The sequence below is a fragment of the Pleomorphomonas oryzae DSM 16300 genome, assembly GCF_000422965.1.
Lineage (GTDB): Bacteria > Pseudomonadota > Alphaproteobacteria > Rhizobiales > Pleomorphomonadaceae > Pleomorphomonas > Pleomorphomonas oryzae.
This window is the reverse complement of record NZ_AUHB01000001.1, coordinates 335490-353129: the sequence shown is the minus strand read 5'-3', so window position 1 is coordinate 353129 and position 17640 is coordinate 335490. Positions and strand designations below refer to the sequence as shown.

17 protein-coding genes are annotated in these 17640 nt (G+C 63.6%); 8 read left to right on the top strand and 9 right to left on the bottom strand.

Features of this window, described 5'->3' with window-relative positions:
• Window positions 1-96: 96 nt before the first annotated feature.
• Entirely contained in the window at window positions 97-1524 is a 1428-nt protein-coding gene (locus G522_RS0101710) for an FAD-binding oxidoreductase (RefSeq protein WP_026789576.1), read from the top strand.
• On the opposite strand, the gene G522_RS25060 is transcribed toward G522_RS0101710, so the two are convergent.
• The 5 genes from G522_RS25060 to G522_RS0101685 all read right to left on the bottom strand — a co-directional run bounded on the left by G522_RS25060 (window position 1508) and on the right by G522_RS0101685 (window position 4053).
• Window positions 1508-2176, bottom strand: a complete 669-nt coding sequence (locus G522_RS25060; protein WP_051228050.1) for a hypothetical protein — start codon at window positions 2174-2176, stop codon at window positions 1508-1510. The genes G522_RS0101710 and G522_RS25060 overlap by 17 nt on opposite strands.
• 34 nt (window positions 2177-2210) lie before the next feature.
• A complete protein-coding gene (locus G522_RS0101700; protein WP_026783093.1) occupies window positions 2211-2480 on the bottom strand; it encodes a hypothetical protein in 270 nt (89 codons plus the stop codon).
• A gap of 163 nt (window positions 2481-2643) precedes the next feature.
• A complete protein-coding gene (locus tag G522_RS25055; RefSeq protein WP_051228044.1) occupies window positions 2644-3048 on the bottom strand; it encodes a TIGR02301 family protein in 405 nt (134 codons plus the stop codon).
• Between the two features lie 68 nt (window positions 3049-3116).
• Entirely contained in the window at window positions 3117-3554 is a 438-nt protein-coding gene (locus G522_RS0101690; RefSeq protein WP_036837581.1) for an NUDIX hydrolase, read from the bottom strand.
• 4 nt (window positions 3555-3558) lie between these two features.
• The gene (locus G522_RS0101685) at window positions 3559-4053 is read right to left on the bottom strand and encodes a hypothetical protein (RefSeq protein ID WP_026789573.1); all 495 of its coding nucleotides are present in this window, start codon (window positions 4051-4053) and stop codon (window positions 3559-3561) included.
• A gap of 169 nt (window positions 4054-4222) precedes the next feature.
• Between G522_RS0101685 and G522_RS0101680 the strand changes: the two genes are divergently transcribed.
• Window positions 4223-5005 (top strand): SOS response-associated peptidase, encoded by a 783-nt coding sequence (locus tag G522_RS0101680; RefSeq protein WP_026789572.1) that lies wholly within the window; start codon window positions 4223-4225, stop codon window positions 5003-5005.
• Between the two features lie 4 nt (window positions 5006-5009).
• Here G522_RS0101680 and purN read toward each other — a convergent pair whose 3' ends face one another.
• Together purN and purM are read right to left on the bottom strand one after the other, a co-directional pair.
• Window positions 5010-5660 (bottom strand): phosphoribosylglycinamide formyltransferase, encoded by a 651-nt coding sequence (purN, locus tag G522_RS0101675; protein ID WP_026789571.1) that lies wholly within the window; start codon window positions 5658-5660, stop codon window positions 5010-5012.
• 19 nt (window positions 5661-5679) lie between these two features.
• Window positions 5680-6744, bottom strand: coding sequence for a phosphoribosylformylglycinamidine cyclo-ligase (gene purM, locus G522_RS0101670; protein WP_026789570.1), 1065 nt, complete (start codon window positions 6742-6744; stop codon window positions 5680-5682).
• Window positions 6745-7012: 268 nt separating this feature from the next.
• Here purM and G522_RS0101665 point away from each other — a divergent pair, with 268 nt between their 5' ends.
• From G522_RS0101665 to G522_RS0101645, 5 genes are all read left to right on the top strand, one after another.
• Entirely contained in the window at window positions 7013-7546 is a 534-nt protein-coding gene (locus G522_RS0101665; RefSeq protein WP_026789569.1) for a CDP-alcohol phosphatidyltransferase family protein, read from the top strand.
• A gap of 9 nt (window positions 7547-7555) precedes the next feature.
• Window positions 7556-8677, top strand: coding sequence for an AI-2E family transporter (locus tag G522_RS0101660; protein WP_026789568.1), 1122 nt, complete (start codon window positions 7556-7558; stop codon window positions 8675-8677).
• Complete coding sequence (locus tag G522_RS0101655; protein WP_026789567.1) at window positions 8674-9357, top strand: HdaA/DnaA family protein; 684 nt, start codon at window positions 8674-8676, stop codon at window positions 9355-9357. The genes G522_RS0101660 and G522_RS0101655 overlap by 4 nt, the downstream gene beginning before the upstream one ends.
• A gap of 159 nt (window positions 9358-9516) precedes the next feature.
• Window positions 9517-11727 (top strand): RNA degradosome polyphosphate kinase, encoded by a 2211-nt coding sequence (locus G522_RS0101650; protein WP_026789566.1) that lies wholly within the window; start codon window positions 9517-9519, stop codon window positions 11725-11727.
• A 31-nt stretch (window positions 11728-11758) separates the two neighbouring features.
• On the top strand, window positions 11759-13231 hold the full coding sequence (locus G522_RS0101645) for a Ppx/GppA family phosphatase (protein ID WP_281168416.1): 1473 nt from the start codon (window positions 11759-11761) through the stop codon (window positions 13229-13231).
• A gap of 81 nt (window positions 13232-13312) precedes the next feature.
• Here G522_RS0101645 and rnd read toward each other — a convergent pair whose 3' ends face one another.
• Both rnd and G522_RS0101635 read right to left on the bottom strand, forming a co-directional pair.
• On the bottom strand, window positions 13313-14461 hold the full coding sequence (gene rnd, locus G522_RS0101640) for a ribonuclease D (RefSeq protein ID WP_026789564.1): 1149 nt from the start codon (window positions 14459-14461) through the stop codon (window positions 13313-13315).
• A 75-nt stretch (window positions 14462-14536) separates the two neighbouring features.
• A complete protein-coding gene (locus G522_RS0101635; RefSeq protein WP_026789563.1) occupies window positions 14537-15967 on the bottom strand; it encodes a cryptochrome/photolyase family protein in 1431 nt (476 codons plus the stop codon).
• Window positions 15968-16084: 117 nt separating this feature from the next.
• Between G522_RS0101635 and G522_RS0101630 the strand changes: the two genes are divergently transcribed.
• Window positions 16085-17470, top strand: a complete 1386-nt coding sequence (locus G522_RS0101630; RefSeq protein ID WP_051228206.1) for an L-serine ammonia-lyase — start codon at window positions 16085-16087, stop codon at window positions 17468-17470.
• Window positions 17471-17640: the final 170 nt, after the last annotated feature.

Here is a 17640-nt window from a genome sequence, read left to right as displayed (position 1 = left end):
TGACAATAGCAAGTCGCGGAACCGCCTCACCGGGACCCCCTTCGTGACCGCTGCCAACCCTCGACGGCCGCATCTCGTGGCTGTAGGTTCCGCCACATGAAGACCCCGTTGACGCCCGATCTCGTCTCTCGCTTTGCCACCCTCGTCGGCCCCGGCCACGCCCTCACAGAGGCGTCGGACAAGGCGCGATATCTCGTGGAATGGCGCGACCTCTACAAGGGCGAAACCCCGCTCGTTCTGAGGCCGGCCAACACGGCGGAAGTGGCCGCCATTCTGCGTCTCGCCCATGAGACGAAGACGCCGATCGTGCCACAGGGCGGCAACACAGGCCTTGTCGGCGGACAGATTCCAGTCCCTGAGCGACAGGAAATTGTCGTTTCTTTAGAACGGCTTGATAGAGTTCGCTCGATCGATCCGCTGGGTAACTGCATGGTCGTCGAGGCCGGTATGCCGCTCGCCACCGTGCACGCCGTAGCCGAGGCGGCGGATCGCATCTTTCCGCTGACGCTCGCTTCGCTTGGCTCCTGCCAGATCGGCGGCAACATTGCCACCAACGCTGGCGGCACCGCCGTGCTCGCCTACGGCAACGCGCGAAACCTGGTGCTTGGCCTTGAAGTGGTGCTTGCCGACGGTCGCATTTGGAATGGTCTCCGAAGGCTCGGCAAGGACAACGCCGGTTATGATCTGAAACAATTGTTTATCGGTTCGGAAGGCACGTTGGGCATCATCACGGCAGCTGCTTTGAGGCTCCGTCACCGCCCGCGCGGGTTGGCCGCCGCCTTCGTGTCCGTCGCCTCGCCGGCGGCGGCGCTCGGCCTGTTTGCCCGTGCTCAGGCGACGGCAAGTTTCGGCCTCACCGGCTTCGAATTGATGTCCGGTCTCGCCATGGAATTCGCCCTGCGCCATATCGCGGGCGCCCGCCTGCCGACGACTCGGGCGCCTTGGTATGTCCTGGTGGAGGTCAGTTCCGGCCTTTCCGATGCAGAAGCTGGCGCGGCGATCCTCGATATTCTTACCGGTGCCATGGAGGCGGGTGAGGCGCTGGACGCGGCGGTGGCGCAGTCGCTTTCCCAGATCGACGATTTCTGGCGGCTTCGCCACGGCATGAGCGAAGTTCAAAAACAGGAAGGTGGCTCCATCAAGCACGATATCTCCGTGCCGATCGGCGATCTGCCGGCTTTCCTGGACGAAGCGATGGCCGCCGTGACGGCTGCCTTCCCAGGTTGCCGGCCGGTGCCCTTCGGCCACATGGGCGACGGCAACATCCACTTCAACATCAGCCAGCCCGAGGGCGGCGACCGTCAGGCCTTTCTTTCTCGCTGGGACGAGATGAACGCCGTCGTGCACGCGGTGGTGCAAAAATACGACGGTTCGGTTGCCGCCGAGCATGGCGTCGGGCGGCTCAAGGTCGACCTGTTGGCGGAGGTCAAGCCGGCGCTCGATCTGGAGCTGATGGGGCGCCTCAAGGACGCTTTCGATCCGGAAGGCATCCTGAACCCCGGCAGGGTTATTCGCCGGCCATGAACATGAGCCAGCGCCCGTCGGCGGCAATCTCCAGGCGGTAGAACTCGTAGGAGCCGACTGCCCGCATCTCCTCGAAGTCGCCGGCCGTCAGCACGCGGTAGACCTCGACGAGCTGGCGGCGATTGAGGGCGTTCGGCGGGAACTCGGCAAAATAGGGCCAGACGTAACGGACCTGCGTCCCTTCACCCTTTACGGCCCAGCCGGCATCGAGCACGTCGAGCAGGATAGCCAATACCTCCAGACCGGCCTTGTCGCCGGAGGCCGTCTTCAGAATATCGATTGGATCTCCCTCGCCGGTCGATGAGAACACTGGCGCTGGGTTTGATAAACCGATTACCGCCCGCATCTGGGCTTCGTCGCCGGAACGGGCGGCAGCGATGATCTTTTCACGCATGGCCGCAACAGGGGGAGGCAACGTCGAGAGATCGTAATGCACTTCGGGAAGCGGACTCTGCGCTTCCTCGCTGGGCGGATTTGCAACGCCGCTATCGGGAGCTCCGCCGGGAACGCTGAAACCGAAGCCGCTACCGGGTGAGTGGTTCGCTTCGGGCGTTGACTGAACTCCAAAAGCCCAGGCCATCGGCATAGCGCACAGCGACAGGCTCACCGCGACCACCGCGGCGAACAAGGGCGCTCCGATGGAAATCCGCATGTCTTCCCCCGGCCTCGCGAAAGCCCGTCTCGCCTTACTGCAGGGTCCGCAACAGCGTGTATCCGCCCGAAGAAATCTTCTCCGGCAGTTCGGACACGAGCCTGGCCACGCTCTCCTCGCCGAAACACTCAACAAGTGTCGTCAGCGCTGCAAACAGCGCGGCGTGAGCAACCGCGTCAACGGGAATCCCGTCATCGTCGGCATCGTCAAAGGCGCGCTCCATGTGAGTCATGGCGCGATGCTTGAAATTATCACCCACCGCGGCCTCAACCGGCTCAAGCAGCTCGTCCCGCATATCCGACATCGGCCCCATCCGCACCTTCGGGAATCGGCCCGCAGCACGAAGGCCGCTTACCGATCCGCATCATCGACAGGGGGCACACTAGCATCGTTCCGCCAAGACGCAACGCCAACCGTTAAAGAGCGTTAACGACTTTGAAGAACTGCGGTTAACGCACTGTTAACCATCAGCGGGCGGGTGCGGCAGGCGAATCACCGGTCCGGCCGAAGCGCTGATCGAGGCGTTCGGACAGTTGTGCACCCTCGGCGAAATAACGCTGGAGCACACTGCGCGCCGCCGCCGTGCAGGTCCGATGAGCAACGGCAAAGGTGCGCTGGCCGCGATTGAAGGCTTCCACATAGGGCCGGCGTGCCGCCCCGTCGAGGCCTTGCGCATCGAGGAGCGAAACCATCTTGGCGCGCCAGTCTACCGATGTTGGCCCGGCGCAGAGACCATCGAGATAAGCGGCCGCGCCAAGCACCTCGGACAGGCGAAGTACGTCGGCCTGATAGGGCGGCGGCGAGATGGTGTCGGCAGCCAGAAGCGGCGTCGCCGAGGCAAGCGTCACGAACACGGCCAGAACCTTTAGCAAGAAACGCCCCCTGTCGCGCCAAACCTGTCGGCATTCTGGACCGTCCGCCCGGGCGGGGCAAGGATGCGTCAGCCTTCGACAAGCGCCTTTGTGCGGTCGATGAATTCGGCGAGCTTCGGTGTCAGGCTGAGGTCGGCGAGTTGTTCGGGCAGGACGAAGCGGGCAGCCAATGCGTCGGAGGCGGCTACTGGCTCCGCATTGGCGGCGGCGGTCGCAGCGAAGACGATCAGCACATAGTGGCGGAAGGTGCCGCCGTCGCCGCCCGAGAGAATCACCTCATGAACGAGTGGGATGCCGGCGATCGTCACTCGCAGGCCGGTTTCCTCGAAGACCTCTCGGCGGGCGGCCTCCTCAAGGGTCTCCCCCCATTCGAGATGGCCGCCGGGGAAGCTCCAGAGACCACCCGACGGATCGCCGGATCGTTCCACCAAAAGCACTTCGCCGCCGCGCCAGACGCCAACGCTGACGCCGATCCGGGGCTGCCGAACGTGAGGAGGGGAGGGCATGATGTCAGCCGAACAGGGCGTCGACGGCCGACTGCGCGTCGCCGGTGTCTTCGGTAACCGCCGCCGCCACCGGTGCGCCGTTGATCAGTCCCATGGCATGGGCGAGTAACGGCTTGATGCGCATTTCCGAAAGATCGGTCAGCGCCTCGATCGGCAACGCATCCATCGGGGCGTCGATGATCATGCGCTGCAGGTTGGCCATCGCAGCGTCAATCCGGGCGACGGTGTCGTCGAACGCCTGCCGACGCTCGGGGTCGGAAGCCTCATAGGCCGCGATCGCGAGATCGCGCTCCTTGAAATGCGACTGGCGGAAATGGTCGACATAGGAGCAGGGTTGCCAGGCAACGACATCCGGCGCGCAATCCGGCATCATCGGCAACATGTCGATCAGCATCACCACTTCATTGAAATGGTTGAGATAATCGGTCGCGAGCCAGGTGTCCGGGTGAATATTGGCGGCAACTAGATGCTCCGGAGAAAAATCGGTCTCCGGTCTCACGAGCTCGTCCGTGCCTGCCGTGCCCGCCAATTCGTCCCCCGCCGAAAAATTCGCTTTAGGAAACATAACGCCGTCAAGGTTGCCAAATACCTTACGCCGGCATTTGTTTCGCTATGGGCGAAGCTGATACTCCTGTGTTCCCCAAACGATTGGTTATCGAGGTCGGTGCATGTGCGGTCGATTTGTGCTCATCGAGTCGCTCAGGGCGATGCAGAACCTGTTCGGGTACCCCATCGACGCGGACTATATCCGCCGCATCCTTGATATGAGTAACCGTTATAACATCGCTCCCACCCAGCCCATCGTCATCGTGGATGCCGGGCTTGATGGCGTCCGGCACGCGCGCCTGGTGCGGTGGGGCCTCATTCCATCCTGGACGAAGGAGGCCAAGACTCAATCGCTGCTGTTCAACGCCCGCTCGGAAACGGCCGCCGACAAACCATCGTTTCGCACGGCGATGCGCCATCGCCGCTGCCTCGTTCCTGCCTCCGGCTTCTATGAGTGGCGACGGATGGGGACAGCCAAGATGCCCTATTACATTCGTCCGCGCGACGGCTCGACCATGGCCTTCGCGGGGCTGAATGAGACTTGGCTCGGGCCGGATGGCAGCGAGATCGATACCGGGGCCATTCTCACCACGTCGGCCAACAGACTGATGGCCATGTTGCACGACCGGATGCCGGTCATCCTCGACCCCAAGGATTGGGACGAATGGCTCGACTGCGGCAACCGCCGCCCGCGCGACGTCGAGCATCTCCTACGGCCGGCTGCCGACGATTTGCTGGAGGCGATCCCGGTCAGCGAACGGGCAAACAGCGTGGCCAATGACGACGAGGCGCTGATCGCCCCGCTTGCCGAACCGCTGATGATTGACGCGAAACCAGACTCGCAGACGGTCGATCCCACGTCTGACGACGACGATGAGCCACCCGCACAAGGCAGCTTGTTCTGACGACTTAGCGGGCCGAAAACAATCGCGCCGTTTCGTCCACTGCATTGGGGGCTATCTCGACGATCTCGCCCCGGACCGTCGCCTTGCCCTCGGCAATCAGCCGCAGGGCGAGGGGATAAAGGCGGTGCTCGGCCGTCAGGATGCGGGCAGCGAGGCTGTCCGGGGTATCACCTGCGATCACAGGAACAGCCGCCTGGGCAACGATCGGCCCCACATCCATTTCTGCCCGCACGAAATGCACGGTGCAGCCGGTGAGCTTGACGCCGTCGGCCAGCGCTCGTTCGTGGGTATGAAGCCCTTTGTAGGACGGCAGCAGCGACGGGTGAATGTTGATCAGCCGGTTGTGCCAGCGCTCGATGAAGCCGGGAGAAACAATGCGCATGAAGCCGGCGAGACAGACAAAGTCGACGTCGTGGGCCACCAGCGCGTCAGTCACCGCGGCTTCGAATTCGGCTTTGGAAGCATAGGCTTTATGGTCGACGAGAATGGCCGGAATGCCGTGTTGGCGGGCGAAGTCCAGCCCCTTGGCATCCGGCCGATTGGCGACAACGCAACGAACCTCGGCCGGAAATTCAGGCTTCTGCGCCGCTTCGACCAGAGCGGCCATGTTGGAGCCGCGCCCGGAAATCAGAATGCCGACCTTGAGCTTGCCCATTACCCGTCCTACTCGCTCTTCAAAACTCCAGCGCACCTTCGAACAGCGTGCGGGGGCCCTCGGGGTCGGCGACCATCTCACCGAAGCGAACGACCGTCTCGCCGGCCGCCGACAGCGCGGCCGTCACCCGGCCGACATCCTCGGGCGCGACGACGGCGATCATGCCGATACCGCAGTTGAAGGTGCGCACCAGTTCAGCCTGATCGAGCCCGCCGATTTCGGCCAGCCAGCCGAACACCTTGGGTACGTTGACCGCTGAAAGATCGATGCGCGCCGACAGACCGGCCGGCAGGACGCGTGGAATGTTGTCGACAAAGCCACCGCCGGTGATGTGGGCAAGCGCCTTGATGGCCCCCGTTTCCCTCTGAGCGGAAAGGATCGGCTTTACATAGATGCGGGTCGGCACCGTCAGGGCCACACCCAGCGTCTCGCCGTCCGAGAAAGGCGACGGATCGGCATAGGAGAGGCCCGAGCGCTCGACGATCTTGCGAACCAGCGAGAAACCGTTGGAATGAACACCGGAGGAGGCAATGCCGAGGATGACGTCGCCCGCTTGCACGGTATTGCGCGGCAGCACGCCGTCGCGTTCGACGGCGCCAACGGCAAAGCCCGCGAGATCATAGTCGCCGTCTTTATACATGCCGGGCATTTCGGCCGTCTCGCCGCCGATCAACGCACAGCCGGCCATCTTGCAGCCTTCGGCGATGCCGGCCACCACTTCGGTCGCGGTGTCAACCGAGAGACGCCCGGTGGCGAAGTAGTCGAGGAAGAACAGCGGTTCGGCGCCCTGGACCACCAGATCGTTGACGCTCATCGCCACGAGGTCGATGCCGACAAAGCCATGGATGCCCGCCTCGATGGCCACGGCGAGTTTGGTGCCGACACCGTCGTTGGCGGCCACCAGAACCGGATCACGGAACTTGCAGGCCGCAAGATCGAATAGGCCGCCGAAGCCGCCGATGTCGGCGTCGGCGCCGATCCGCCGCGTCGCTTTGACCAAGGGCTTGATGCGATCGACGAGGGCGTTTCCAGCGTCGATATCGACACCGGCGTCGCGATAGGTGAGCCCGTTCTTGCCGTTCATGGAGCCTCACGCCTCTCCTGCAATGGATATCCGGCAAGAAGCCGAAACGGCGCAAAATGACAAGTCGAATTTGCGCCTTTCCCGCCTCTCATGCTGGGAAAACAGCTGTTATGGCCGGAGGTCGGTCTTGGAAAGCGGAGCAGCAATGCTCAAATGACCCTCGGCGTCCTGAGATCGGGTCGATCGGACCGGGCCGAAAAGCCGACGCTCGGACAGTTATTGGAGAGCGCCCGGCAGCGCTCCGGACCACCTTCCGCCGGGGATACTGTTGACCATACCCAATCTTATCACGCTGGCCCGTCTGATCGCCGTTCCCGTGGTGATCCTGTTGCTGCTGGACGGTACCTTTGGTTGGGCCTTCGCCGTTTTCGTGATCGCCGGCATTTCCGACGGCGTCGATGGCGCCATCGCCCGCCACGTGCCGGGTCAGGCCAGCGAACTCGGTCGTCTGCTCGATCCGGCGGCCGACAAGGCGCTGCTGGTCTCGATCTTCGTGGTGTTGGCAGCCACCGGTCACGCACCCATGTGGCTCGCCGTGCTGGTGGTCAGCCGCGACGTGCTGATCGTCGGCGGCGTCATCGTCTCCTGGCTGGCATCCAAGCCGGTGCCGATCGTGCCGCTTCTGATTTCCAAGGCCAACACGGTGGCGCAGATTGTTTATGCCGCCCTATTGCTCGGCGATCTCGGCTTGGCATGGCAGTTGACGTCGCTTGTGGATATCATGGGCTGGGTTGTGGCAGCCTTGACCCTGGTCTCCGCCGCCGCCTACGTCAAAGGCTGGCTTGCATTCATGCAAGGGTGAGGACGACGCGTGAAGCTCAGGAATGCGGTTTTCTTCTGGACGGGCGCGGCGCTGGCCTTCGGCCTGCTGCTGTTCGTCTTTTCTTCCATTCTGCTCCCCTTCGTGGCTGGCATGGCGCTGGCCTATTTGCTCGATCCGGTCGCCGACCGTCTCGAGCGGTTGGGCCTGTCCCGAGCGCTTGCCACGGCATTGATCCTTGTCCTTTTCGTCCTGCTGGCGCTGTTGGCGCTGATGATCATCGTGCCGGTCCTCGGAAGTCAGCTCCAGGGCCTGATTGCCAACATGCCCGCTTATCTCGACGCAGCTCAGCGCTGGTTGAGTCACGAAGCGGGGACCCGCCTTTTCAAGGCTTTGCGCATTTCGGCCACTGATATTCGCGGCTCGCTCGGTGCCTTGTTTAGTGATGGCTCTGCCATCATGGGCACGCTCATCTCGTCGGTATGGAATGGTGGCCAGACGTTGATCTCGGTGATCTCGCTCCTGGTCGTGACGCCGGTGGTGGCCTTCTACATGCTGCTCGACTGGGATCGCATGGTTGCCTCCATCGACGACAACCTGCCGCGCCATCACCGCGAAACCATCCGGGCCCTCGCTCACGAGATGAATGTCGGTGTTGCCAATTTCGTGCGCGGGCAGGTGTCGGTGTCGGCGCTGCTTGGCTTGTTTTACGCCGTATCGCTGTCGCTCGCCGGCTTGTCCTTCGGCTTGTTGATCGGTCTGGTGGCCGGCCTCATCAGCTTCATCCCCTATCTGGGATCGATTGTCGGCGGCGGCCTTGCCATCGGCGTGGCGCTTTATCAATTCTGGCCGGACTGGACGTGGATCTCCGTCATCATCGGCATCTTCGTCGTCGGTCAGTTTATAGAAGGCAACATCCTCCAGCCCAAGCTGATCGGCCAGTCGGTCGGCCTGCATCCGGTGTGGCTGATGTTTGCCTTATTCGCCTTCGGCACGTTGTTCGGCTTCGTCGGCCTTCTGGTCGCCGTGCCGGCAGCCGCCTCGGTGGCCGTGCTGGTCCGCTTTGCTTTTGCCAAGTATCGCGAAAGCCCGTTTTACGATCTCGACCCAGAAAGGGCTCCCGATCCTCTGATAGGCGAGACCGTTGTCCCACCCAAGGATATCGCCCCATGAGCCGTATGAAACCGCGCCAGCTGCCGCTTGCCATGCCGCATCAGGCAGCGATGAACCGGGAAGACTTTCTGGTGGGCGAAGGCAACCGCGAGGCTGCGGCCTTCATCGACGCCTGGCCGGACTGGCCGGCGTCGGTGGTGCTGCTGATCGGCCCCAACGGCTCGGGCAAGACCCACCTCGTCAATATCTGGGCGTCAAAGAGCCGGGCTGCCGTTGTCACCGCGTCGGACCTTGGCGGCACCGACCCCGCCGATCTGATTCTGACCGGCGCGGTTGCGGTGGAGGATGCCGACGATCCCGCGCTCGACGAGAATGCCCTGTTCCATTTGCTCAACGCGGCGCGTGGACGCGGCGCCTCGGTGCTGATAACCGCCCATTCAGTACCGGCGGCCTGGGGCGTGACGCTTCCCGACCTATTGTCGCGCCTCCGCGCCGCCCAGCCGGCCTTCCTCGGCCCGCCCGACGATGAGCTTCTTCAGAAGGTGATGATAAAGCTACTCGCCGATCGGCAGCTCGCCATCGATGCCGGCGTGCTCGACTATATCCTGCTGCGCATGGAGCGGTCCTGCGCCGCCGCCTGTGCGCTGGTGGAGGCGCTTGACCGCGAGTCGCTGGCTCGCGGCCGTCGCATCACCAAGGCCATCGCCGCCGAGGTGTTGGCGCCCGAAAGCGACCACTGATTTCGAAGCCGACAAAGAGATTGTCGCCGACGACGGAAGCCGTAGACAAACTGTCACATAGCTGGTGCATGGATTTGGCACGTAAGCTAGACTGACCGCAAGCGGCCGGTCCTGCCTGAAGCCTGGGCCTACCAGCCCCGCGAGCGTGAGGTCGTGGAGATGAGCGAGACGGATGCAGCCGTGAGCGAGACGATAGAAGCCGAGCCTGCGCCGGCGATCACTCCGACCATGACTTTGGACTCGCCCGAGCGTTTCGTGAACCGCGAAATCTCCTGGTTGGGCTTCAATCGTCGCGTGCTCGAGGAATCCCAGAACGCCAGCCACCCCCTGCTGGAGCGCCTGCGCTTCCTATCGATCTCGGCCGGAAATCTCGACGAATTTTTCATGGTGCGCTTTGCCGGCATCAAGGGGCAGGTGCGCGAGCGCGTCACCACCCGGTCCGACGACGGGCTGACGCCTTCCGAGCAGTTGGCGGTGATTTCCGAAGCCGCCGCTCGGCTGGCCGATGCGCAGCAGGCTCGCTGGCGCGATCTTCGGACCGAGATCGAGAAGGCCGGCATCGTTCTGGTCGATCCCAACAAGCTCAAGGCTGGAGACGAGGTCTGGCTGGAAGATTATTTCCTGTCGTCGATCTTCCCGGTGCTGACGCCGCTCGCCGTCGACCCGGCGCACCCATTCCCTTTCATTCCCAATCTCGGCTTCTCGATCGTCCTCGATCTCGTCAGGGTGCGCGGCAACGAGAGCATGGTGGCCCTCATCCGCATGGCCGCCAAGATCGACCGCTTCGTCCGCCTGCCCGATGACAACGCCCAGGGGGTGACCCGCTTCATTCTGCTGGAGCAGGTGGTGACCATGTTCATCGGTCGCCTATTCCCCGGCTATACGGTGCGCGGCCAGGGCAGCTTCCGTATCCTGCGCGACAGCGATCTTGAAGTGGAAGAAGAGGCCGAGGATCTGGTCCGCCTGTTCGAAAGCGCACTGAAGCGCCGCCGCAAGGGCCTGGTCATCCGCGCCGAGTTCGAACGTTCAACACCGGTGGCGTTGCGTCAGCTCGTCACCGAAGCGGTCGGCTGCATGCCCGATGAGGTGCAACTCCTCGACGAGTTGCTCGCCCTCAACGATCTCAGCCAGCTGGTGAGCCTCGATCGCCCGGATCTCAAGTTCGAACCTTATGCGCCCCGTTATCCCGAACGCATCCGCGAACACGCCGGCGACGCCTTTGCGGCCATTCGCCAGAAGGATCTGATCGTCCACCACCCCTATGAGTCGTTCGACGTGGTGGTGCAGTTCCTGCGGCAGGCGGCAGCCGACCCTGAAGTCATCGCCATCAAGCAGACGCTCTACCGCACCTCCAACGATAGTCCGATCGTCCGCGCGCTGATTGAGGCCGCCGACGCGGGCAAGTCGGTGACGGCGCTGGTCGAGCTCAAGGCTCGCTTCGACGAAGAGGCCAACATCCGCTGGGCGCGCGATCTCGAGCGCGCCGGCGTACAAGTGGTGTTCGGCTTCTTCGAGCTGAAGACCCACGCCAAGATGTCGCTGGTGGTGCGCCGCGAGGGGCAGCAGCTCACGTCCTATTGCCATCTCGGTACCGGCAACTATCACCCGATCACCGCCAGGATCTACACCGACCTCAGCTACTTCACGGCCAACAAGACCATCGCCCAGGACGTGGCGCGCATCTTCAATTTCATCACCGGTTATGCCGAACCGCAGTCGCTCAACGCGCTGGCCATGAGCCCGCTGACGCTGAGGAAGACCATCATCGACTGCATCGGCCGGGAGATCGATCATGCGCGGGCCGGACGTACCGGCCAGATCTGGATGAAAATGAACTCGCTGGTCGACGCCGACATCATCGACGCGCTCTACGAAGCGAGTCAGGCGGGCGTGTCGATCGATCTGGTCGTGCGCGGCATCTGCTGCCTGAGGCCACAGATTCCCGGCTTCTCGGACAATATTCGAGTTAAATCGATTGTCGGCCGGTTCCTCGAGCACAGCCGTATTTTCTGCTTTGGCAACGGTCAGGCATTGCCCAATCCGCGTGCTACAGTTTACATCGGCTCCGCCGACATGATGCCGCGCAACCTTGACCGTCGCGTCGAGGTGCTGGTGCCCCTAACCACGGAGAGCGTGCACGCCCAAGCCGTAGATCAGATCATGGTGGCCAATCTCCGCGACAACCAGCAAAGCTGGCGCCTGTTGCCCGACGGTGGCCACGAACGCATCGTGCCGGAGCCAGGCGAAGAGCCTTTCAACGCGCACCGCTATTTCATGACCCATCCATCTCTATCGGGACGTGGACATTCGCTTGAAAACGACGCACCCAAGTCTATTGCCGGACGGAACGAAAAGCACCTGTCGGTGTGAAGCTCCCGGTCGGTTGCCCGGTTATGGCCCAGTGTCGGTCATCGACATCGGCTCCAACTCCGTCCGTCTTGTCGTCTATGAGCGCCTTTCCCGGGCGCCAACCATGCTGTTCAACGAGAAAATGCTCGCCGGCCTCGGCAAAGGGCTGGCCGCGACCGGCCGTATGAACCAGGAGTCGGTCGACCGGGCACTTGCCGCCATACGCCGCTTCAAGCTCCTTGCCGAGCAGAGCGGCTCGGTGGAGCTCTATATTCTGGCCACGGCGGCGGCCCGAGATGCAGCCAACGGCCCGGAGTTCCTCAAGGCCGTCGAGGACATATGTGGCGTCGAGGTCAATCTTCTGTCGGGGGGCGATGAAGCGCGGCTATCGGCGCTCGGCGTCATGTCCGGCATGAACAAACCGGCGGGCATCGTTGGCGACCTCGGTGGCGGCAGCCTGGAGCTCATCCGCATCGAGAACGATACGGTCGGTACCGGGCGCACCTATCCGCTCGGCGGCATACGCCTGTTGGAGGCCTCCGAAGGCTCCATACGCAAGGCTGAGAAGATCGTCGCTGATGCCCTGGAGCCTGCCATCGTCCAGATGCCGTGTAGCGGGCTGCCCTTCTTCGCCGTGGGTGGGACGTGGCGCTCGCTCGCCCTTCTCCATATGTACGAGACCGGCTATCCGCTGCACGTCATGCACCATTATTCGATCCGGGCCGAAGAGGCACTCGAGTTCGCTCGGGTTGTCGCTCGCCGCGATCCTGAAAGTGTCGACCGGATTGAGGTTGTCTCTCGCTCTCGCCAGGGCCTGCTGCCTTACGGTGCCCTTGTGCTCGAGCAGGTCATTCGGGCCATTCGCCCGTCGCATGTGGTGATTTCCGCCCTTGGCGTCCGCGAGGGCTATCTCTACGAGCGCCTTTCGAACGATGAGCGGACCAAGGATCCATTGATCGAGGCCGCATCGGAACTCAACTGGGTGCGCTCGCGCTCGCCACGACATGCCAAGGAATTGGTCTCCTGGTCGGAAGCCGCCTTCTCGATGCTCGGCATCGAGGAAACAGAGGACGAGATCCGCTTGCGAACGGCGGCCTGTCTGGTTTCCGATATCGGCTGGCGCGCTCACCCCGATTATCGCGGCGAACAAAGCCTCGGAATTCTTTCCAACGCCTCCTTCGTCGGCATCGATCACCCGGGGCGAGCCTATCTGGCGCTCGCCGTCTTCTACCGGCACGTTGGGCTTCTCGACGACGCAGTCTCGCCACGTATTCGCGAACTGGCGCCGACCCGTCTCAAGGAGCGGGCACGCACGCTGGGCGCCGTACTGCGCGTCGCCTATCTCGTCACCGCGTCCATGCCCGATGTGCTGCCCCGCACGAAGCTTTCGGTGGATGGGGATCTCCTGGTTCTCAACCTGCCGAGCGATCTTGGCGATCTCTCCGGTGACCGCCTCCTGAAGCGTGTCGTGCAGCTCGCCAAAGTGGGCGGCCTCAAGGATGGCGTGATCCGCGTTACGGGGTAACGTCGGAGCGACGTACAAAAATCAAAGGGCACCCGCGAGGGTGCCCTTTTTATGCGAGCGAACTGGAGCCAGCCCAGTCGGTTACCGTTCGATGGCGATGATCTTCTTGCCATCGAAGGTGATGGCCAGATTGCCACGCTTCAGCTTGAGGGCCAGTTCACCGAACATCTCCCGCCGCCAGCCACGCATGGCCGGAACGTCGGCGTCGTCGGAAACAGCGATGTCCTCGAGATCGTCGGTGGTGGCAATCACCTTGGCGGCGACGCCCTCGGCCTCGGACACCAGTTTGAGCAGCACCTTCATCAGGTCCACGGCGGCGCCGGTACCCTCAGGCATTTGGCGGTGGCGCGGCAGCTTCGGCCAGTCTTCCTTGGGGATTTCAAGGGCACGACGGACTGCGGCCAGGATTTCCTCGCCGGAACGGGACCGTTCCCACCCCTTGGGAATGGTGCGGAGCTGGCCGAGCGCCTCCGGCGTGGTCGGCGCCTGCGTGGCGATCTCGTAGATGCAGTCGTCCTTGATGACGCGCGAGCGAGGCACGTCACGGCCCTGCGCTTCGCGCTCCCGCCAGGCGGCGACTTCCTTCAGGATGATCAGCTCGCGCGGTTTCTTGACCCGCATCTTGAGCCGCTGCCACGCTTCGTCCGGATCGGTATGGTAGGTGCTTTCGGAGGTCAGCACCTTCATTTCCTCATCCACCCAGTCGGTGCGACCAGCCTTGGCGAGGCTTTCTTGGAGATGGCGGTAGACATCCCGCAGATGAGTGACGTCCGCCTCGGCATAATCGACCTGGCTCTGGGTCAGCGGACGGCGCGACCAGTCGGTGAAGCGGTTCGATTTGTCCAGAACGATGCCGGTCACCCGCGCCACCAGCTGGTCATAGGAGATGGAGTCGCCGAAACCGCAGACCATCGCCGCCACCTGAGTATCGAACAGCGGTACCGGCACGAAGCCACCGAGGTGCCAGACGATTTCGATGTCCTGCCGGGCGGCGTGGAACACCTTCAGCACCGCTTCGTTGCGCATCAGCTCAAAGAAGGGCGCAAGGTCAAGGCCGGGCGCCAGCGCGTCGACCACGAACACCTGTTCGGGGCTGGCGAGCTGTACGACGCACAGCTTCGGCCAGAAGGTGCTTTCCCGGAGAAATTCGGTATCGACGGTGACGAAGTCGAAACGGGCGAGGTGGGCGCAGGCATCGGCCAGCGCGGGAGTGGTGGTGATCATCGACATGAGCACCGTCTATAGCGCAGGCCAAGCGCTTTGTCGCCCGCTCCGCCCTACGAAATGCAACCGATCCACGAAGGTTTATCGACGGGCCGCGAAGGTGGCGAGGGCACGCTTTCGTCCATCCTCATGATCGATGATTGGCGGCGAGTATACCGGGCGCAGCAACGGCGGCGAGTCCCATGGCCGGTGTAGCAGCTTGTTGGGCAGATCAGCGATCTCCGGCACGAAGCGACGAACGTAGACCCCGTCGGGATCGAACTTCTCGCCCTGCGCGATAGGGTTGAACACTCGGAAATAGGGCGCGGCGTCGGCGCCGGTTCCCGCCACCCACTGCCAGCCGAACGGGTTGGACGCGAGGTCCGCATCGACCAGCGTGTCCCAGAACCATTGCTCGCCCAGCTGCCAGTCGATCAGCAGATGCTTGACGAGGACCGAGGCGGTGATCATGCGCACGCGATTGTGCATGAAGCCGGTTTGCCAGAGCTCCCGCATGCCGGCATCGACGATCGGATAGCCGGTGCGGCCGGCCGTCCAGGCTTTCAGGGCCTCATCGTCCGTGCGCCATTGAAAATGCTCGAAGCCAGACTGGAAGTTGCGCGTCGCCAGGTCCGGGAAGATGGAGAACAGATGCCAGGCGAACTCCCGCCAACCGATTTCGGCAAGGAATTTCTCGGCGGCTTCATCCGGAATCGAGCCGGCGGCTTCCGCCTGCATCACCTCATGGGCAACGCGTGCCACGGCGATCTCGCCGAAACGCAGGTGGGGCGACAGACGGGACGATGCCTCGGCGGCCGGAAAATCGCGTTCCGCGGCGTAGCGGGATAGTCCCTTGTCGATAAAGGACGAAAGCCGCTTGGTAGCTTCGGCCTCGCCCGGCGTCCAAGTCGAAGCGAGACCAGCCGACCAGTCGGGCTGTGTCGGATGAAGATCGAACGAGGCCAGCGCTTCGCAAGCGACTGCACCTTCGAAGAAGGACATCGCTTCGGGCCGGCGGCAGAGCTGGTTTCGTGGGCCGAGGTATGGCCGGTGCGCTTTCCAGAACGGTGTGAAGACCCGGAAGGGACCGCCTGTCTTGGTCTGGATCGCGCCGGGCTCGAACAACAGCCACGCGGCATGGCTTGAGACGCTGATCCCCTGCTGGCGCAGCCTTGCGCTCACGGCATCATCGATATCGCTGCCCTCCCGATCGTAGCGACGATTGAAATACAAAGCGCTGGCGCCGATCTGGGCGGCAATCTCGGGCACGATGCGGCGTGGATCGCCGCGCCGCAGGATCAGCCGGCCGCCGAGCCGCTGGAGATCGCTATCGAGAGCCGCCAAGCTCTTGTCGAGCCACCAGCGACTGGCCGCGCCAAGTGATCGTCGCTTGGTCCCCTCTTCGAGCACGAACAGGCAAAGCACCGGATGGCCTGATGCGTTCGCCGCGTCGAGGGCAGGGTGGTCGGCAAGCCGCAAATCGTCGCGGAACCAGACGACCACCGGCGCCTTAGCGCTTTCGTCGCTCGTCATGTCGCTCCCTTCGTTCGCTCTTGCCAGCCGACTGCAAACCACCCCATATGACTTGGAATCTTTGGCCCTCACAAGATGCCGAACGAGGAGAAGGTCTTGCTCTCGCCATCCGATATCCTGCCGGCGGCTACAGACGATCGCCAGCCGGCCGCCTTCGGCGAGCTCTTCAAGATCGGCATAGGTCCGTCGTCATCGCATACCGTTGGGCCGATGCGCGCTGCCTTCGTCTTCATGCAGCATTTGCAACCGAGGCTGTCGGAGGTTGCCCGTGTGACGGCCACCGCCTTCGGCTCGCTCGCCTGGACCGGCAAGGGGCACGCCACAGACAAGGCACTGATTCTCGGCCTCGCCGGGTTTCGCCCGGATGACATCGATCCCGACCTCGCCGACGACAGGCTGGCCGACATCGTCGCGGCGCGGCGCCTGTTCCTTCCGGACGGCCGAGCGATCAGTTTTGATCCAGATCGCGACGTGGTCTTCGACTGCGTCGCCACCTTCGAGCGTCATCCCAATGCCATGCGCTTTGCCGCCGAGGATACGACCGGTACCGAGCTTCTTTCGGAAGTCTGGTACTCGGTTGGCGGCGGCTTCGTGGTGTGCGAGGGAGAGCCGGAGGGGGATGACGGCGGGACGCCGTTACCCTGGCGCTACGGCACGGCCGCCGAGCTCCTCGCCCTGTCGGCTGCAACGGGTCGCTCATTTGCCGACATAGCCCTCGACAACGAACGGGCCCGCAAGCCGGACCAGGATTGCCTTGCCGCCGTCGACCGTATCGCCGAGGCCATGTTCGCCTGTATCGACCGTGGTCTTGGGCGCGACGGCGAGTTGGCCGGCGGTTTGGGTGTTCGCCGACGCGCACGGCAGCTCTACGAGCGGTTCCAGGCGCGCGAGGCCGGCAATGACCGTTCGCCGATGGTGGTGATGGATTACGTTTCCTGCTTTGCCATTGCCGTCAACGAGGAGAACGCTGCCGGCGGCCGTGTCGTCACCGCGCCGACCAACGGTGCGGCCGGCGTGGTGCCGGCCGTGTTGCGCTACTACCGCGATTTCTGCGGCGGCGAGTCCGACGGCATTCGGCGGTTTCTGCTGACGGCAGCAGCGATCGGCGGCCTCATCAAGCGCAACGCATCGATCTCAGGTGCCGAAGTTGGCTGTCAGGGCGAAGTGGGGTCGGCGGCGGCCATGGCTGCGGCCGGCCTCTGTGCTGCCCTCGGCGGCAGTCCCGCCCAAGTGGAGAACGCCGCCGAGATCGCCATCGAGCACCACCTCGGCATGACCTGCGATCCGGTTGGCGGCCTCGTGCAGATCCCCTGCATCGAACGCAACGCCTTCGGCGCCATCAAGGCGATCAATGCCGCGTCACTGGCGCTGGCCGGCGACGGCCGGCACGTCGTGAGCCTCGACGCGGCGGTCGAGACCATGCGCCAGACTGGCCTCGACATGCAGTCGAAATACAAGGAAACCTCGCTTGGCGGTCTCGCCGTCAACGTCACGGCCTGCTGAGTTTCTCGGGCCGTTTGGGAGGTGGGGTTTCGTCAGCGCAGACATCGCGCCGGAGATGGTTGCTCAGGGCTGAGACATCGGCCTGTCTTTCCCGACCTTCGCCGACATGCTCGCCGCTTGCCGGCGCGCGCTGGCTTCACTCTGCTCTGGCCAACCCAAGTCTCGCGGCC

What these genes read in the sequence shown, in the direction of transcription:
- G522_RS0101710 (WP_026789576.1), top strand. Translation starts at nt 97, where the DNA reads ATGAAGACCCCGTTGACGCCCGATCTCGTCTCTCGCTTTGCCACCCTC.
- G522_RS25060 (WP_051228050.1), bottom strand. Translation starts at nt 2,176, where the DNA reads ATGCGGATTTCCATCGGAGCGCCCTTGTTCGCCGCGGTGGTCGCGGTG.
- G522_RS0101700 (WP_026783093.1), bottom strand. Translation starts at nt 2,480, where the DNA reads ATGTCGGATATGCGGGACGAGCTGCTTGAGCCGGTTGAGGCCGCGGTG.
- G522_RS0101690 (WP_036837581.1), bottom strand. Translation starts at nt 3,554, where the DNA reads ATGCCCTCCCCTCCTCACGTTCGGCAGCCCCGGATCGGCGTCAGCGTT.
- G522_RS0101680 (WP_026789572.1), top strand. Translation starts at nt 4,223, where the DNA reads ATGTGCGGTCGATTTGTGCTCATCGAGTCGCTCAGGGCGATGCAGAAC.
- purN (WP_026789571.1), bottom strand. Translation starts at nt 5,660, where the DNA reads ATGGGCAAGCTCAAGGTCGGCATTCTGATTTCCGGGCGCGGCTCCAAC.
- purM (WP_026789570.1), bottom strand. Translation starts at nt 6,744, where the DNA reads ATGAACGGCAAGAACGGGCTCACCTATCGCGACGCCGGTGTCGATATC.
- G522_RS0101655 (WP_026789567.1), top strand. Translation starts at nt 8,674, where the DNA reads ATGAGCCGTATGAAACCGCGCCAGCTGCCGCTTGCCATGCCGCATCAG.
- G522_RS0101650 (WP_026789566.1), top strand. Translation starts at nt 9,517, where the DNA reads ATGAGCGAGACGGATGCAGCCGTGAGCGAGACGATAGAAGCCGAGCCT.
- rnd (WP_026789564.1), bottom strand. Translation starts at nt 14,461, where the DNA reads ATGTCGATGATCACCACCACTCCCGCGCTGGCCGATGCCTGCGCCCAC.
- G522_RS0101635 (WP_026789563.1), bottom strand. Translation starts at nt 15,967, where the DNA reads ATGACGAGCGACGAAAGCGCTAAGGCGCCGGTGGTCGTCTGGTTCCGC.